Below are 18324 nucleotides of genomic sequence, written 5' to 3' on the forward strand. Positions count from 1 at the left end.
AGGCAGTCAGTATCGAACTTTGTTATTTATTTCTAAAAGTCAGATATTGCTTCAGGGTCTTCTGGAGCCTTGTTTTTATCGCCTGGTTTTATGATTTCAAATTCAACCCTTCTGTTAATCTGCCTGTCCGCTTCGGTTTTTTCTTCTACCAGTGGTTTTTGACTTCCAAAGCCCAAAGCTTCAATCCTATCTCTGTCTACCTTGCCTTTCTCAACAATATATTCTTTAATAGACTGAGCCCTTTGCTTGGAAAGTTGGAGGTTATGGTCTGCGTTTCCTTTAGAGTCTGTATGGCCAGAGATCTTAAGCTTAAAGGTAGGGTGGTCTACAATAAAGTCTACCACTTTATTTAAGTCCGCTTCCATCTTCGGTAATATTTTGGACTTTCCTGGTTCGAACTCAAGAGATGCAAACTTCCATTTGTTGTATTTGATGGATGGGGTTTTTATATCATAGTTTACATCCCCATCAAGGAAGAACTTTTCTTCAATCCTGAAAAAATCGTCACCTTGTATGACAAGCAGGTATTCGTTTTGGTCTATTAGGTCAAACTCAAAAGACCCGTCTAGCTTGATAAACTTTGGCGCTACTTCTACACCATTTGTAATGTCAATGATAGATACAATCCCTTCAAACGATTCTCCTGAAATGGAGTCTTTCAAACTGCCAGAGAACTTTGTTGTGGCTAGGGGCTGAGCTTCCATGGGCAGAGGGAAAGAGTGGAGGTCTAGGTTGTCCGGGTTCTTTAACTCCGACTTTGCGTAAAAGAGGTCTTTAGATTTTGAATCAATAGTAAAGTAGTATTCGCTACCTTCTCCATTGACGAGCGGGCCAATGTTTTTTGGCTCCTGCCATTGTCCATTGATTCTTGTGGACTTATAAATATCGAAATTGCCAAAATTGACCAAATGACCTTTGGAGCTGAAATAAAGGACATGGTATTTGGGATGATAGAATGGGCTAACCTCATTTTCACGGGTGTTGATAACCGGTCCCATGTTTTTTGCTTTGGCCCAGGTGCCATTTGACTTTTTATAGGTGTACCAAATATCTGATAACCCAAAGCCGCCAGGCCTGTCTGATGCAAAGTACAAAGTATCTTCGGTATGAGAGAGTGTAGGTTGACTGTCCCAGTAGATTGTGTTTACATTTTCCCCTAAATTTTCAGGCTTGCCCCAAGTACCGTCCTCTTTCTTGTGGGTGACATAAATGTCGCAGTTGCCTATTACGTCTGCACAGTCGTATTGAAAGCCTGCTACCTTGCACCTCGTAAAATATAAGGTTTTGCCATCGCGGGAAATTGTTGCGGAACCTTCGTTGCATGCCGAGTTTACCGGGTGGTCAAAAGGTTCTGCCTCATCCCAAAAGCCATCGTAGTTTTTGCTATACCAAAGGTCTTCAGATTCTACAAGCTCTATTTTGCCTTGGCGTAACCTTTTCTTCCTTTTGGTAAATATCATCATGTCGCTCTGCACATTGATAGTGGGGCCGTAGTCTGGGTATTTGATATCATTTACCAATTCCCCCATATTCAAAAATACACTTTTAGGAGGCCTTAGGGTGTCAATGTTTCTCCTGTAGTCCACCAATTCGTAATATTCTTCCAAAGGCACATAAAAGTTTTTTTCAATATTCCTGTCCCAATTAGAAAAATACTGCTTGACTCGTTCATCCTCCCCTTTGTTTGGCGTGTTTTTTAAAGCGATGGTGTAAATAAACTTTGCCTTTTCTTTGTCTCCGGTAACTTCATAAAGTTGTCCCAGTTTCCAAAGCAAGCTGATGTCTCTTGAAAAGTTTTGAATACCAAAGTTACGTACATACTCCTCAAGTGCCGGAAGCAGCTTCTCAAGGTTCTCTTTTTCTTCCAGCTTTTTTATTTCTTTGTATTTCGACTGGTTGTGGTAATAAGGTGTTTTATTGATATTATGAAATGTAAACTGATGCTCAGCACTTATTTGGTTCAATGTTCCTTTTGAAGACAGAGAGGAGCTATGGTACTTGTTTCTCTTTTGCCCCAATACATTGGTAGAGGTGATGATCAGCAACAAGAGAATGAAAAAATATGACTTCTGTAAGAGATAATTTACCATTGGGTTGAAAGCTGCAAAAACTATTCCGTAATTGTATTAAAATTTTTCGCTGTATGGCCTAAATTTAACTAAATTAAATCATGCCAGCAATATTACTACGTATTTAAAAAAAATTAGTCGTAATATTGGCATAAGTCTTGTAATTATATAAATTATACCATTTCAATGAAGGATCTGGTAAATAATGATTTTTTTATGTCAAATTGGCATAACACTATTTTGTGGTAAATGAATAAGTCGAAGAAGGAATTGGAAAAAGAGAATAATCAGGATCTTTTGATCAGATTTATGGAATCTGACGGAGGAGACCTAATCCCTCTACTGTCTCCAGAAGAAGAGGAAAATTTAAACAAAATTGATATCCCTGAAAAACTTCCTATACTCCCGGTTAGAAATACGGTTTTGTTCCCAGGAGTAGTTATACCTGTTACTGTAGGAAGGCAAAAATCTATCCGCCTAGTAAAAAAAGCTTATGAAGGAGACCGAATAATAGGAGTAGTAGCTCAAAATACGCCTAATACAGAAGACCCTACTATCAATGATTTATATAAAGTAGGGACTGTGGCAAAAATTATTAGAATGCTCATTCTTCCTGATGGTAATACTACTATTATCATTCAAGGGCAGAAGCGTTTTGAAATAGAGGAAGTCCTGAAAGAGAAACCATTTATGGTTGCCAGGATCAAACAACTGGAAGAGCAATTTCCTCAAAAGAAGAAAAAAGAAATCAAAGCCCTTATTTCTTCTTTAAAAGATTCGGCTGCCAAGATACTGAAACTAAATCCTGAAATTCCCCAAGATGCGGAAGTTGCCCTGAACAACATAGAAAGCCCTGCCTTCCTGACACATTTCTTGTCGTCTAACTTAAATGTAGATGTGAAGGACAAGCAGATGCTTTTGGAAATCAACGATGGTATAGAACGGGCTACCCGGTTGCTAGAGTTTCTGCTCAAAGAGATTCAGATGCTCGAATTGAAATTTGAGATTCAGAGCAAAGTGCACTCCGATATAGACCAACAACAGCGTGATTATTATTTGCGTCAGCAAATCAAGGTAATTCAGGATGAGCTGGGGTATGAGTCTTCTGATCAGGAAATTGAAAACTTTAAGATCAGGGCAAAGAAAAAGAAATGGCCAGAATATGTGGCAAAGCATTTTGATAAAGAGGTACATAAGCTGGAGCGTATGAACCCAATGGCTTCCGAGTATCCTCTCTCTGTCAACTATGTAGAGTTTCTTCTTGACCTACCATGGAATGAGTACACCAAAGATAATTTTAACCTACAAAGGGCGAAAAAAGTCTTGGATTCTGACCACTTTGGCTTGGACAAGGTAAAGGAACGGATTGTTGAGTATTTGGCTGTTCTGAAGTTGAAGCAAAACATGAAAGCCCCTATTTTATGTTTATATGGCCCTCCTGGTGTGGGTAAAACTTCTTTGGGGCGGTCGGTGGCAAAAGCCCTTGGTAGAAAATATGTCAGAATGTCATTAGGGGGTGTCAAAGATGAAGCTGAAATCAGAGGCCATAGAAAAACTTATGTCGGTGCTATGCCTGGCAGAATTGTACAAGGCATAAAAAAGGTCAGCTCTTCCAACCCTGTTTTCATATTGGATGAAATTGATAAAATAGGCGCTGATTTTAGGGGCGACCCTTCTTCTGCGCTATTGGAGGTGCTGGACCCGGAGCAAAACTCTACTTTTTCAGATAATTATCTGGAAATAGAATATGACCTGTCGAACATCTTGTTTATAGCCACGGCCAACTCATTGGAAACCATTCATCCTGCCCTTAGAGACCGAATGGAGATTATAGAAATCAATGGTTATACACTTGAAGAAAAAGTGGAAATTGCCAAAAGGCACTTGATCCCTAAACAAAAAGAAGAACACGGGCTAAAACCTAAAGATGTTTCATTTTCAAACCCTGCTATCGTTAAGCTTATTGATGGATATACCCGTGAGTCGGGTGTAAGGAACTTGGAACGGAAAGTGGCTGCAATAGCTAGATATGTGGCTAAAACAAAAGCCATGGAAGGGGAGGAGCAGATAGAAAAAATCACTCCTGAAGATGTTGTTAAAATTCTTGGTTCAGAAGACTTTGATAAAGAAATTTATCAGGACAATGAAGTTGCGGGTGTCGTTACCGGATTGGCATGGACCCAAGTGGGCGGTGAAATACTCTTTGTAGAGTCCAGTATCAATCGTGGAAAAGGAAAGTTAACCCTTTCCGGCCAACTGGGCGATGTTATGAAAGAGTCTGCCGTGGCCGCTTTAAGCTGGTTAAGGGCAAATGCCGATTCTTTAGATTTAGACTATCGGATATTCGACCAGTATGACCTGCATGTGCACGTGCCTGCTGGTGCTGTTCCGAAAGATGGCCCTTCGGCCGGTATTACCATTTTGACATCTCTTGCCTCCATCTATACGCAGAGGAAGGTCAGGGAGAAATTGGCCATGACCGGTGAAATTACGTTGCGTGGAAAGGTATTGCCTGTAGGAGGTATTAAAGAAAAGATATTGGCAGCAAAACGCGCAGGTATCAAAGAGATAATCCTTTGCAAGAAGAATAAAAAGGATATTGATGAAATAAGTGAAAAATATATTAAAGGCCTTAAAATTCATTATGTAGAAGACGCCGAAGAGGTTTTGGAAATAGCCTTGCTGAAACAAAAGGTGAAAAAAGCCATGGATATTAAATTGGATAAAGAAAATACGGCCAAAAGTGCGGTGTAGTAACGGCAAAATTTACACAATGGAAATGATAAAGATACGTTGTTAGGCTTTTGTAGGGCTAAACAAAAGTCTATTTTAAAGGTAATGTTAAAACAGGTAACTTTTATTCTTTTATTGTTTATTGCCGTCCCCTCTATGGCACAAGTTGGGGGATCGAGTTCTTTTAGGTTTCTTGATGTACCTGTTAATGCTAGGCTGGCCGGAATAGGCGGTATGAATGTGTCTCTGGCCGATAATGATGTGAATATGTTTTTCCAAAACCCTGGTGCTTTGAACGATCAGATGGAAAAACGCTTATCTATCAATTATCTGCCTTACTTTGCAGGCATACATACGACTACCTTGGCTTATGTTACAAACATAGGGGGCAACACTTGGGGCTTTGGTGTGCATTATATGGACTATGGGGTCATGGACAAAAGATTGGAAGATGGTACAGATGCAGGGACTTTTTCTGCACGGGACTATGCATTTATAGCATCGCGTTCCCATACTATTGACAATATATCCATAGGCCTTAATCTGAAGTTTGTAGGATCCCATTTTGGGGCTAGCAATGCATTTGGGGTCTTGTTTGACCTGGGAGGTGTTTTTCAACATCCCGAAAAAGACTTTTCTGTGGGTATGGTGTTCAGGAATGCCGGTTTTGCTTTTTCGTCCTATACTCCCGGAACACAGTTGGCAATGCCTTTTGATGCTAGGTTAGGACTTACTTACAAGCCGGAACATATGCCTTTTCGGTTTTCAGTAACTGTTCATAACCTGCATAGGCCAGATATTGTATATTTAGATCCAAATGCTCCGACAGCTACTGATTTGGAAGGAAATGAAATAAAGCCTAGAAAAACAGTTTTTGATATGGTTGCCAGGCATTTTACTTTTGGTGGCGAATTTTTGTTAAGTGATAATTTTAATATAAGGGTTGGATACAACCATATGATGAGACGCGAAATGAGATTGCCAGACCGTACAGGCCCGGCTGGTTTCTCTGTTGGATTTATGATGCGTGTAAAAACTTTTGAATTTGCCTATAGCAAGGCTTTTTATCACCTGGCCGGAGGTACGGACAACCTGACCATCACCTCTGACTTAGGCGCTTTTGTGAAAAGAAAAGATCGTAAAATAACTGACTGATTAAAATGATAGATAACCCTTCATACCTTACTCCCAAACAGATTGTAGGAGAACTGGACAAGTATATTATTGGGCAGCATGATGCTAAAAAGAATGTAGCGATAGCCTTGAGAAATAGATGGCGTAGAATGCTGGCTCCTACAGATATGCAAAAAGAAATTGTGCCGAATAATATTTTGATGATAGGAGCGACCGGGGTCGGTAAGACTGAAATTGCCAGAAGACTTGCAAGTGTTGCCAATGCTCCTTTTGTTAAAGTGGAGGCTTCAAAATTTACCGAAGTCGGATATGTAGGCCGTGATGTGGAAAGCATGGTGCGTGACCTTGTAGAGCAATCGGTAAACATGGTTAAAAGCCAGAAGAAGGAAGAAGTGAAATCTAAAGCTTCGCAAGCTGTTGAAGAAATCATTTTAGATGCACTTATCCCACCTGTCAGAAAAACTCCTGGAGACGCAAAAGTCTTCCCTGGGTCGTCAACCGCCATACCGCCTTCTGCTGATAGTGGTGAGGACGCTGAACTTAACGAGAAAACCCGTGAGCGTTTTCGGGAAAAGATCCGTAACGGTGAAATGGAAGACCGGAAAATTGAAATCAATGTGCAGCAGAACGCTAATCCTGGTGTCGGGGTCATAGGTGGTGGCATGGATGAAATGTCTATGATGAATATCCAGGAAATGATCAGCGGACTGATGCCTAAGAAGGCCAAGAAGCGGAAAGTTACCATTGCAGATGCACGGAAAATTTTGCTCGAAGAAGAAGCAGCAAAATTGATCGATATGGATGAAGTGAAAGATGAGGCGATCAGGCGTTGTGAAAACACAGGTATTATATTTATTGATGAAATTGATAAAGTAGCGTCAGGTGCAAGAAAAGGTGGCGGTGGTCCTGATGTTAGCCGCGAAGGTGTACAAAGAGACCTTCTGCCTATTGTAGAAGGAAGTGTGGTTAACACCAAATACGGCGTTATCAATACCCAACATATACTTTTTGTTGCAGCGGGGGCTTTTCATATCTCTAAGCCCTCAGATTTGATCCCTGAACTTCAAGGTAGGTTTCCTATACGGGTGGAGCTAGATAGTTTGTCCAAGGAAGACTTTTTCAAGATATTGAAAACACCTAAAAATGCCTTGACCAAACAATACGAAGCTTTGTTGAAATCTGAAAGTGTAGAGTTGACATATCAAGATGATGCACTGGAAAAGATAGCAGAAATTGCATTTCAAATAAATGCTGAAGTTGAGAATATCGGTGCCAGAAGGCTGCATACCGTGATGAGCCACCTGCTCAATGAGTTTCTGTTTGATGTTCCAGAAAAAATTAGCCCTAATTCAAAGATTGTGGTTACCAAAGAACTTGTAGAAGAGCGACTGTCCGGCCTAGTTCAGAACCGGGACTTGAGCCAATACATTTTGTAATTGAAATAATATATTTTCTTAAAGATACCGGCTTCGGCCGGTATTTTTTTATCTAGTATAATACATACCACCATAGATTCCCTCCATCCTTGAATGCCTAGATATCGGTAGCTTGCAGCTACGGAGTTGCCCACTCGTATATAAAACGAACATCCAATGTAGCTTGCAGCTACACAATCAAATTTCGTAAAATTTCAACTTTTATCGGGGTCACTGCTCAAAAGCTATGATCATTTCATCCCTTTGGGATTTTGTAGAACCTTTCTTCTTGACCTGCAAAATGTAATTCTAATCTTCGGAATTTATCGTTTCCTATAGCCTCGAAAGGGCGATACGATTATAGAAAGGCATTTAAATATAAATAAGCCCCGAGAGGGCGACAGATGTCCTATACCCGAGATATCTGTCGCTTGCAGCTACGGAATTGACCACTAGCATATAAAACGAACATCCAATGTAGCTTTCAGCTAAACAATTAACTTTCATAAGATCTTAATTTCAATCGGGATCAGTATAAAAGTATTGGGCTGAGGGTAGTAGTAACGCAATGTCTTAATAATGAGCGGATTGAATTTTCGGTAAGCTCCATACCCCTTCAAGTGACAGCAGTCCTTTGGAGGGGGTGGAATGCATTATTAGGTTAATGTACTCTTATCTTTATTCCTGTTATTTTAGAAATTTTCTGGCCAAGCTCATATATATTAATATCATCTGTTTCACCAATTGTAAAGCTTGATTTGTTTTTTAATTCTAATTCTAATGTAAATGTTTCGTTATTATCTTCATTTGATAAAGTTTTATATAGAGAAATGCATTTTATTTCTTTAAAAGGGATGAATGGCTTATTGTTTTTATAGATAACTTTACTTTTGGAATTGATAACTATCTCAGTAGCCTTAAAAAAGTTAGACAGTTCTATGAAAAAAGCTATTAAAAATGGTACTGGTAGGATATAAAGTAGTATGTTGTTAACTGTAAATTTGCTAGTGAATGCAAAATAAGCTGTTATTGCTGTAACTGATCCAGTAAAAAATAAAGTAGAAGTAAAAGTATGTTTCTCTCTTCTTAAAATAATTTCGGTTTCCTTGAAAGTTATATCGTATTTTAAAGAATTTACTTGAAAATCTACTTTGTTAGGGAATGTGTTAGGTGTTGGTAATGTGTTATTTACGTTTAAAAGTTCCTTTGGTTCTAATAATTTTATAGCCAAGCTAACTTCGCTCCTTAGAACATAAAGCTCGAAAACATCATCTGGGGAACTTGTTAGTAAAACAGGATTTTTCTTGTTATCTATGAAACAAGAAATTCCTTTTGACTTTAGGAATGTCATCATCTCAATGAGGGGAGTGGCTTCAGGGTTTCTTGATAAGAGTAAATACTTCGCTTTCATTTTTTGTATTTCTTCCTGTTTGTCCTGCAAAATGGCATTCCAATTTTCGGATTTTACTTTGTCCAAAGTCCCGGAAGGGGCGACATAATTATAGAAGAGGCATTTTTTTTATAAATTAGTCCTCAAATCCTTTTTTAGCGTTTTAGCATTGTTGAGGATTTTGGTGCATATCCTGTTGTAGCCTTTGTATCTGTTTGTTTCGTATTTTAATTTATTGCCATAGGCTCCTTCTCTAGCTACTGATGCATGACGTATGGCCTTACCTTCTTTTCTCAATAACTTTTTAAGCGCCTTGTAGTGGGTTCTTTGGGTATGGTACAGTTGTTCGTCTGAATGGTAAGCCCTAATTAAATAGTTTTTAAACTCAACAGTAGTATTCAGGCAAGCATCTGTTATGCTTTTGAGCTCAGGTTGACTTTCTGGGTAGTAAACCGTCTTGATTCTGTTAAACATTCCTTTCGAGCTATTAAAACCTTTGCTTGCAACAGATATTGTTTTTCGCTTCATTGAAAGGTGTTGTTTGGTTGCTCGCTGTAATAGTTTAGTGGTACTGTCGATTTGCTTTGTTAATACTTCTACTTTGTCGTAGCTTGCGTTAAGGGTAGAATATGAAGACAGTTGAAGCTCTTGAACCTTAATTGCCTTCATAAGCTGCCTTCTTAGTGCATATAGATTGTAGGTTTCAATAAAAAGTTGATTTTCTAGACTTTGTAGCTCATTTAATGCTGAAAACTTAGATTTTATGTTTTCCCTCAAAGAATCGCATTGATGCTCTATGGACTGATAGTGGGATACTATTTGGCTGAAACCAGCAGAGTCGATCTTTCTAAGTTTATTAGGCGTTTCAGTAGCTTTTTGGTAGGCTTTATGTGTTTTTATTTCATTTCTTTTATTAACCAAGGCGGTTGTTCTGATTTTACCTTTTGAACCTTTGAAAGTTGTGATATATGTTCTTCTGTTGCTGTTATTGTGGCGGTATACTTTTCTCCATTGACCTTGGAGTTTATTGTTTTCAATTTTTAGCCTCGATTTGTTGATGTTGTGTAGCTTTCGGTTGTCTTTTAAAAATAAGGGGCTGTATTTAAGAATAGTGTCTAGGTCTGATTTGTTGACATCATGGCTGTTTACCATTACATAATTGGCATAATTGACAGATTTTATCCAATTGTTTTTTGGATTGGAATATGGTGATTGTTCGGCTTCTATTTTTAGTTGGTAATGCTTGTCGTACGTTGAAAACTTGTTAAGTGAAACAAGGGAAGAGTCTAGGAGGGTATTGTAACCGCTGCCTATGGAATAGCTTTGAGCTTTGAAGCTGTCGATTTCAACTTTTGTATCCGTTAACTGGGCGTTGATCAGAATGGGGTAATGAGTTGTCATAAAAGTCTGCCCATCTTTGAACAAGAACTTCTCTGTGGGTAAGTGTTTGAATTTTGACCTGCTATACAGGCTAGGCTTACCCAATATTTTATAAATGAAGAAAAACCTTCTTCTCTTCATGCGAACAAAGCCCAGGTCATAAGTAGGGTCAAGCAGCCACCATCGGTTGTTGATTTTTACGGCCACCCATATATGGCTGTTGTAGTAGTAATGTATGTATGGGTTGTCTGGATTTTCTAGCGGATAGCCAGTTATTAGCTGCGCTTCGATACCGGCGCCCTCGCATATCTCTTTATACAAGTTGGCTATACCGTAACACAGAGCCTTTCTACGGTATAAGTTTCTCTTGGATGAATAATTGTTGACCTTAAATTTATACTTTTCGAATGATTTAAGGTCATATCTCATGTACTTGGTTGTCCACTTACAAATGGCTACTGCACGAAGACTGTCGTTGTCATATTTCTTTACAAACTTTTTGCTTAACCTGTTTATAGAGGGTGGGATAGGATTAGGAATTTGACTTTCCGCTTGAAAACAGCTTAAGTCAAATAAAAGGAATAATATTATGAAGAACTTCTTCAATGTAACGTTAAGGCAGGAATAGTTAAATATAAAGCGCATGACTAAAAAACGGTCTGCTGGTTATTAGATAGCAGATCCATTATATAATGGTTGCTGGTTTTGAACTCTGAGACTTTTTTGCACGATAGGTAACTCTTGCTACATACGTACCAGAATTTCGTTTATCGAAGATACCATATTATTCTAGAGGGTGCAACATCTATCTTGTTACAATAGCAAGGAAGCTCCGTTTGTCGCCATTGAGATATTGGCGAAAACCGTCTTATAACAATTTTTCATTTTATATGTTACTGTATAGGTTTAATGATTTTGAGTTATGAGTTCTCCAACTTTATCTATTCTTAATAACCTTCGGGAGCAAGGGATTGCAGTTGACTGGCAGCAACTCTTGTCAAATGTTATTTCATCTTTTGATTGCTCTACAGGTACCATTCACATGTTTGATCATCGATCAAAACTTTTGAAGCTTCAGGCGCAGCAAGGAATCCCTGATTTTTTACTTCCTAAAATGCAGGAAATTCCAGTAGGCAAAGGTATGGCCGGTGTAGCGGCAGAACGGAGGAAGCCTGTTGAAATGTGTAACTTACAAACAGACGCCTCAGGTGTGGCAAGACCTGCAGCAAGAGAAACGAAAGTAGAAGGCTCTATAGCTGTTCCCATGCTTTATGACGGAGCGTTGTACGGCACGCTTGGGATTGCCAAACCAGTCGCCTATGATTTTACGGATGATGAAAAAGAGTCTTTAATGAGGATTGGGGAAGAAATTAGCTATTACATTCGCACAAATCCCCAATAGAAGTAAGGTTCTTAAATTAGTTCTACAACTTTATTTTAGTGAAATGGCAAGTCAGTCTTTTGCCTCCTTTGAATCAGTTGACTTTACCCCAAGCCCCGGAGGGGCGTTATGATTATAGCTAGCGTTAATATCGATCTAGAAAGCCCTGAAGGGGCGTAATTTGTTGCTATTTCTATTTTCGTTTAAATACCCGTCATCGTCGACAGACCTGACGGCGTAGAATTAAATGCTGTCTTTGAGAGCCAAACCTTTCAGCACAAAGGCGTGAAATTTTCGAAACTGGTTTTGTTAAACTTACTGAGTCGTCTGTTGACTATCTGTTTACTTTACCCTAACTGTCAGTTTGTATAACTCACCTTTGTCAATTTTCCCGTTAAGGTCTTTGTCAATGAAGAAAGCAATGTAGAATTCTTCTAACTCGGTGTCTGTCATATTAACTTCATTGTTGTCATAGAACAAGGAGTTTATTTCGAATTCAAGTTTTGGGTATTCCCCCGAGTCCTCCAATAGGTTGAGTCTTTTACTTTCGGAATTCTCGTAAAATGCGTAATGACTTCCATTGTTATTGAAAATCAATGATTCATATTTTCCGCTTCTATAAGGAGCCATTCCTGAACCTGGCTCAAAACAAGGTAAATCTGATGTCAGCATCCCTTCTTTAATCTTGTCGAATTCAGCTTTCTCCATAAATGCGGCTATCTGGGCAGAATAAAACTTTTTGTTTTCGGAGTCATATTTCTTATTGAAAAACCTAAGTGAGAACTCTTTTTTATAGATTTCTATGGTTTCTGAGTAGTTTTTAACAGGAGTTTCCTTGCCACTTTGGAAAATAGTTAATGCAATGCTGTTAGTTTGCTTATTTCCGCTGGTAGTTTTCAATGTCTTACAAGCTTGCGTAAGAGTGATAGCAAGAATTAAGCTTAGTCGTAAAACCTTCATTTTTCTGTATTGTGAAACGGTTAGGGGTTAAAACGTAGGTTTTAACTTGGTTGATGCGCTAAGTTAGTTAAAGACCTGAAAATACGGAAAACATTATGCTTTATATTTTTTATCCCCTATGGACATCGAATTGGGTAATATGTGCAGATACCTGATGCCATTACCAAAGCTAGAGGCCGGGATTTGATGTAATGATGGTAGGTTCCATGATGGTACATTGATTGCTTTCATTCACATGGCCACAGAGAAGCTTAGGTCGGCAGGTAATATGTTCTGTATAGGAAGGCTAAAGACAAGGGGCTTTTCTACCAAGATATGTTTTTAGGGGGTCTATAATAAGGAGAAACGGGAGTTAAACCCATTTCCCCTAATTATGCAGTTAATTTACTTTATAGTTAAATTTGTCGTTGCATTGAAATCTTGCCATGGAATCCAAAGATCATCGTCATGGTTTTCTTTCCAGGCTGGATAGCAATAGGCCCAAGTAGCGCTTGTGTTACCAGGCATTTGGGCATATCCCCATCCTACATACATATGGGAGTTGGCGCCAACAATCACCGGAGTGCCATTGTTGGCTATCCCACGGGTAAGTACATTTGCAAGATGTGACCTACATCCTGAAAACCAACACCACTGGTATTGGCTCTCGCATTCATATCCAAGACTTTCTGCATAAAGGGTGCCTCTATGCATGCTTGACCAATTTGTACTTCCGCCCACTCCTTTTGACGAATGTTGGCAATATGTTCCACATAATTCCCTGATTTTCATTTGTACGGGGTCAACAGAGTTTTGTCTAGCTAAAGTGTTACGATATTGTGGGCTCGTTTCGCCATCAGAAGTCGTAGGTATAAGGTTGTGTTTCCCTTTATTTAAATCCCACCAGCCAAATAGGCTAGCCCAAGCATTGTTGTTGCACCCAGACCAGCAGGGATATGTATTGTGACCTGTATTGGGTGGTATTTGGGTATAATAGCAGAATGGCCCATCTACCCAATAATAGACATAATCGCTTGCAATCCTCGCATTTGCTGAACTGGATTTTCTTTTGGTCAATTCAGCATTCATTGTTTTTGCAGTACTCTTTCTGCCTTCCGAAAAATAGTATTTTCCATATAGTTCCTTCAGGGATTCGTAGCCTTTTACTGTGAAATAATCTACTCCCTCTTTAGGGGCTGGTACTTCGCTCTTTCTATCTTTACTGCTACCTTCTACCCCAAGCCTCCCATCTTTTGTATTGTAAACAATAGAAGGCATCTGTCCGTATTCGGCAGTTTTCTGGCCATTTTTTTCCAATGCAAAATAACTTGGGCCAAACCTATATACCTTGCCATCCACAGCGTGCTCTGTTATAAGTCTTGAAGAATAAGGGACGCCTTGAGAGAAATTGACTAAAGGGAAATCATTTTCGGTGGCACTGATAAGCAACCAACCTTTAACGTTTTGATCGTCTTCGGTAAGCCATATTTCATAGTAGGCTACACCATCTATACCATATGCATATATAGGTTGTATGTGGCAAGGTTTCTTTTTGCCAAACTCCTCTGTTTTTTTGTTATGTACAAAGAAATCATTGGCTACAGATATTAGTTTTTCTGCGTATTTGCTTTCGTCTTTATGTTCGCTGAAATATTGTTCAGCTAGCTCTTCAATGGATTTTCCTTTATCTTGGACACCCACTGTTTCGGTATCTCCTCCGCCTCCTGGGAGGTTGTCTTTTTCCTTTTTTCTGCAGGATGTTGTAAAAATTGCAAATGCTAAAAATAGCCAGAGGGCCAGATTGAGTGTTTTTTTCATAGTTTTTTTTAAAAAGTTTTAAAAAAATATTTATTTAGATCGCATGAGCATTGCATGCGGTTTTATAAGTCAAAGTAAATCAAAATGATTGACTTGATTTGTGGCTGTTTTACAAAGTAAGGTTTTGGCTTTACAAAGGTGGGAAGGTGTTGTATAATCGTCGATATGTGGGTGGTGAAATATGTAAAAATGGAGAAATTGCCGCAAGGCAAATGTTTTACTGTTTTTCCATTCTTGTGAAATAGATTATAAGCGGCAAAACCACTTCAGCTATAAAGCTTTTTCCGCATTACCTCCAATATGGCCTTGCTTTGCCGATTAGTGTGTCTTGCTTATAGCGGGATAAAATTGTGAGAGGTGTACTCTGCTGGTCTTCTAGCTGGCAGGGTCGTCTGCAAAATTAGCTGGTGTTGTTTATATTTAGGTCTGCCAATATTGTTAATTCATTTTGTAAGTCAAGCCAAGCATAACTCCAAAAGAATTTAGCTTCACGTTACTTTCTGACAATACTTAGCGTGTGCCCTTTTCCACTCATGGGAGCCATGTTGTAAACCGTGAGAAAATAAAACCTGCCTGTTAACGTTTCGGAACCGAAGGCCTTAACACTGTCTGTCATGCCATTTTTTATAGGAGTACTTTTTTTAATATTTTTTGCTTCAACATCCTCTGCCCAAAATGAGACGGCAAACTGGATAATGCCTCTCTATGCCGACAACGAGGAGCTGTATCATGTAAAGTTTAGTTTTAACGGTAATACTCTAGAAGAGGAAATCAATATCAGAAACGACGATTCACCTATTTTTTATGAACCAAATTTAACTAGTTCCTCTATGTCAGACAGGGAAGGGAATCTTTTGTTCTATACAATCAGCAGAACATATACCCGCGACCACCGCTTAATGCCGGGACTCCAGGAAACCGACAGTTTGAGTCGTATTTATCAAAGCCTGACGATCCCTGTACCTGGTACCCAAAATCTTTTCTACATTTTTTCGCTTTATAGGCGTTCCGTTCTTCGGAATACCAAACTTGATTATTCAGTGGTTGATATGAGAAAAAATGGAGGTTATGGAGAAGTGATAGAAAATACCAATATTTTTTCCGGATATCCCACTCCAGGGTTTACCATCGTCAAGCATTCAGATGGAGAGCACTTCTGGTTTTTTTACTATGATAAGGCGGAAGCGCTTTTCAAGTCACGCAAAATAACAGGTAGTGGCATTGATGAAAACGCAATAACCAGTTCCTTTACTTTTGAATTCCCTGACTGGTGGGAAGGTAGAGGCGAGTTGAACTACAAAGTGTCACCAGATCAGAAGAAATTAGCGATACTAGTCTCCGCAGAATATAGTTGGGCACAATTTATATATCTATTTGATTTTAATTCCGAAACTGGTGAAGTAAGCAATGGAAGAATGTTGGAAAACATATTAAATAGTGGAGAAGTGATTTATGATGCAGAATTTTCGCCAGATTCTAAACTATTGTATTATAGCCTTGGTGCAGGTATTTATCAGGTAAATATAAGCCATACCGACACATCTGATATTCAAAGGACGCAGGTAAAACCCTGCCCTTCATCATATTTCACTCGACTACAGCTCGCACAAAACGGAAAGATTTATTTCTTTGAGGGTTTGGTGAATAGTTCAATGGGAGTGATACACGATCCTAACCGAGAAGGCATATTGTGCCATGTTGAATTTGAGGAAAAGTCTTGGCTTTTTTTTTTCTTTTACCTATCCAGGATTTATATCGTCTTATCTCCAACCGGCTTTTTCCTTCCAGAATACCTGCCTTGGAGAGGAAACCATTTTTACCTTGACAGATACTACAGTGGTCAGTGCAGATTGGGATTTCGATGATCCGGGATCAGAAACAGTAAATAGTTTAAATCCTGCTTATACCTTTTCTTCAGCCGGAGACCATTATGTCCGGTGTACGCTTCATTATGCCAATGGGGAAAGTAAAACCTATGGAAGCAATGTGCGCATCAGGGGACCTCTCGATAGTATTGTAAACGATACGACACTTTGTTCCGGAGATACATTTCGTTTTCAGTCCTGTGATCCCGAAACGCTATATGGTTTCAGTGAATCCGTAGAAAATGAATATCACGAGATTACGGTCAATGATACCATTGTGTATGAAACCTCTAACGGGTGCTATCAAGGACGTCAAGGTATAGCTGTTCATTTTCAGCAGAATCATACCGTCGACTTGGGGCCAGATACCTTAATCTGTTTTGATGACCTTCCGTATCCCTTGGAATTGCCACTTCTTCCTGAAGCGACCTATTATTGGAGCAACGGTGACACCATTGCGCAGACATATCTTTCAGAAGCGGGTAACCATTATGCAGCTGTTACCCTGGGTCCTTGTTCTGTCAGGGACTCCATGTACCTGGGTGTTACCCCAGCCATGCCTGTGGCAGATCTTGGGACAGATACCTCTTTGTGCACTGGCGATACGCTTGTGCTTGATGTTTCCCAGGAAGGCGCGGAGTACCACTGGCACGACGGATCCACTGAGCCGTCTTACAGCGTTGTATCTCCTGAACAAATCCGTGTGGACATACTTTTAGGTGGATGTCAAATTGCCGACTCCTTAACGGTCGCCTTTTATGATGCTCCGGAAGTCAATCTCGGCCTTGATACCACCCTCTGTCAAGGGGACACTTTGTGGCTGAACGTCTATAGTCCAGAAGCAGCGTATCTCTGGCAGGATTCATCCGAAGCTCCTGAATATGCTGCATTTGACGAGGGATTACACCATGTCCAGGTTAACAAGGGATATTGCACACGTTCAGACAGCATATTCCTATCAATCATTGAGCCCCCCTTTCAGCCTGAACAAAAGCAATTTTTTATTTGCGAGGGGGAGTTTCAGGAAGTGGATCTCGCCCAGGAAGGTGTGTCGCTCCAATGGAGCGACGGCAGCACACATCCCACTTTTACAACAGAACAGCCAGAGGTTTTCCATGTATTTAGGGAAAATCTTTGTGGTTCAGCTAATGATACCTTTGAGGTGTTTTTAGAATTTTTCCCGGAACTGGAAATAACAGGTGTGCAAGAAGGTTGTTTAGGTGATACGGTTCTGCTAAAAGTAGCAGGGGATTTTGACTTTATATGGGACAATGGCAGCGCTGACAGCATTAGAACGGTTGTGCATTCGGGTGAATATTTTGTAGAAGCTTCAAACAGGTGTGGAAGTTTAAGAGAATCGCACCGGGTTCAACTTGAAGAGTGCTGTGAGGCAGACGACATCCCCAACCTGATCACACCCAATGGTGACCAGAGAAACGATTATTTCTATTTTGAGTGCGCCCAATATGGAGGTTGGGAAATAAATATTTACAACCGGCACGGGAAAAGAGTATTTTCAGACAGAGACTATAAAAACAATTGGGATGGTAAAGGACTCAGCGATGGCGTTTATTATTATCAGTTAAAGAAGGGAAACACCTACCATAAGGGGTGGATCCATCTTTTGAGGTAAGGCAAAACCACTTCAGTCATAAAGTTTTTCCCCATTACCTCTAATATGGCCTTACTTTACCGATTAGTGTGTCTTGCTTGTAGCGGAATAAAACTGTGAGAGGTGCACTCTGTCGATCTTCTAGCTTGCAGGGTCGTCTGCATTAGCTGGTGTTGTTAATATTTAGGTCCACCAATATTCATTAATTCATTTTATAAGTTAAGCCAAGCATAACTCCACAAGAATTTAGCTTCACGTTACTTTCTGAAAATAGGTAACCAAAAGAATGCCGGTAAGTGGGGGTAATATTAATATTGAAATTTTCCCAAAAGTCAATATTTGCCCCGAAGCCAACGAAACCTTTAAGTAAGGCACCGTTTGTTGGTATACTATGTGCGCCTTTCCTTAGTCTCGTCTTTTTTTACGTATATTTTTGGGATTTTGCGTATTTATACGTAACACATGTAATTGCTTATTATGCATCCTTCTGCCTAATTACTTCAGTTCTTAATTGTCGTTTAGTAAATCGTATCGCCTGTTTTTTATTGATTCAGCGCATGTTTAGTCCTTGATTGGTTCTAGTTTTAT

The 18324-nt window shown here is 39.5% G+C and carries 11 protein-coding genes; 6 read left to right on the forward strand and 5 right to left on the reverse strand.

The window, feature by feature from the left end; translation table 11 throughout:
* Nucleotides 1-32 precede the first annotated feature (32 nt).
* Nucleotides 33-2090 carry an OmpA family protein gene (locus RCC89_06505; GenBank protein ID WMJ72813.1) on the reverse strand — a complete coding sequence of 686 codons (2058 nt, stop codon included), beginning with the start codon at nt 2088-2090 and terminating at the stop codon, nt 33-35.
* A 288-nt stretch (nt 2091-2378) separates the two neighbouring features.
* Between RCC89_06505 and lon the strand changes: the two genes are divergently transcribed.
* From lon to hslU, 3 genes are all read left to right on the forward strand, one after another.
* The gene (lon, locus tag RCC89_06510) at nt 2379-4823 is read left to right on the forward strand and encodes an endopeptidase La (GenBank protein ID WMJ75646.1); all 2445 of its coding nucleotides are present in this window, start codon (nt 2379-2381) and stop codon (nt 4821-4823) included.
* A gap of 84 nt (nt 4824-4907) precedes the next feature.
* A complete protein-coding gene (gene porQ, locus RCC89_06515) occupies nt 4908-5957 on the forward strand; it encodes a type IX secretion system protein PorQ (GenBank protein WMJ72814.1) in 1050 nt (349 codons plus the stop codon).
* Nucleotides 5958-5962: 5 nt separating this feature from the next.
* Nucleotides 5963-7372, forward strand: coding sequence for an ATP-dependent protease ATPase subunit HslU (hslU, locus tag RCC89_06520; protein WMJ72815.1), 1410 nt, complete (start codon nt 5963-5965; stop codon nt 7370-7372).
* Between the two features lie 640 nt (nt 7373-8012).
* On the opposite strand, the gene RCC89_06525 is transcribed toward hslU, so the two are convergent.
* Together RCC89_06525 and RCC89_06530 are read right to left on the reverse strand one after the other, a co-directional pair.
* Nucleotides 8013-8828 carry a hypothetical protein gene (locus tag RCC89_06525; protein WMJ72816.1) on the reverse strand — a complete coding sequence of 272 codons (816 nt, stop codon included), beginning with the start codon at nt 8826-8828 and terminating at the stop codon, nt 8013-8015.
* A 42-nt stretch (nt 8829-8870) separates the two neighbouring features.
* A complete protein-coding gene (locus RCC89_06530) occupies nt 8871-10766 on the reverse strand; it encodes a transglutaminase domain-containing protein (protein WMJ72817.1) in 1896 nt (631 codons plus the stop codon).
* Nucleotides 10767-11043: 277 nt separating this feature from the next.
* Here RCC89_06530 and RCC89_06535 point away from each other — a divergent pair, with 277 nt between their 5' ends.
* Nucleotides 11044-11523, forward strand: a complete 480-nt coding sequence (locus tag RCC89_06535; protein WMJ72818.1) for a GAF domain-containing protein — start codon at nt 11044-11046, stop codon at nt 11521-11523.
* A gap of 321 nt (nt 11524-11844) precedes the next feature.
* Here the strand turns inward: RCC89_06535 and RCC89_06540 are convergent, their stop codons facing one another.
* Nucleotides 11845-12462, reverse strand: a complete 618-nt coding sequence (locus tag RCC89_06540; GenBank protein ID WMJ72819.1) for a hypothetical protein — start codon at nt 12460-12462, stop codon at nt 11845-11847.
* Between the two features lie 384 nt (nt 12463-12846).
* Nucleotides 12847-14259, reverse strand: coding sequence for a hypothetical protein (locus RCC89_06545; GenBank protein ID WMJ72820.1), 1413 nt, complete (start codon nt 14257-14259; stop codon nt 12847-12849).
* 614 nt (nt 14260-14873) lie between these two features.
* Here RCC89_06545 and RCC89_06550 point away from each other — a divergent pair.
* On the forward strand, nt 14874-16124 hold the full coding sequence (locus RCC89_06550; protein WMJ72821.1) for a hypothetical protein: 1251 nt from the start codon (nt 14874-14876) through the stop codon (nt 16122-16124).
* The gene (locus RCC89_06555; protein WMJ72822.1) at nt 16081-17757 is read left to right on the forward strand and encodes a gliding motility-associated C-terminal domain-containing protein; all 1677 of its coding nucleotides are present in this window, start codon (nt 16081-16083) and stop codon (nt 17755-17757) included. The genes RCC89_06550 and RCC89_06555 overlap by 44 nt, the downstream gene beginning before the upstream one ends.
* Nucleotides 17758-18324: the final 567 nt, after the last annotated feature.

Source organism: Cytophagaceae bacterium ABcell3, assembly GCA_030913385.1.
In the GTDB taxonomy this organism is placed as follows: domain Bacteria; phylum Bacteroidota; class Bacteroidia; order Cytophagales; family Cytophagaceae; genus ABcell3.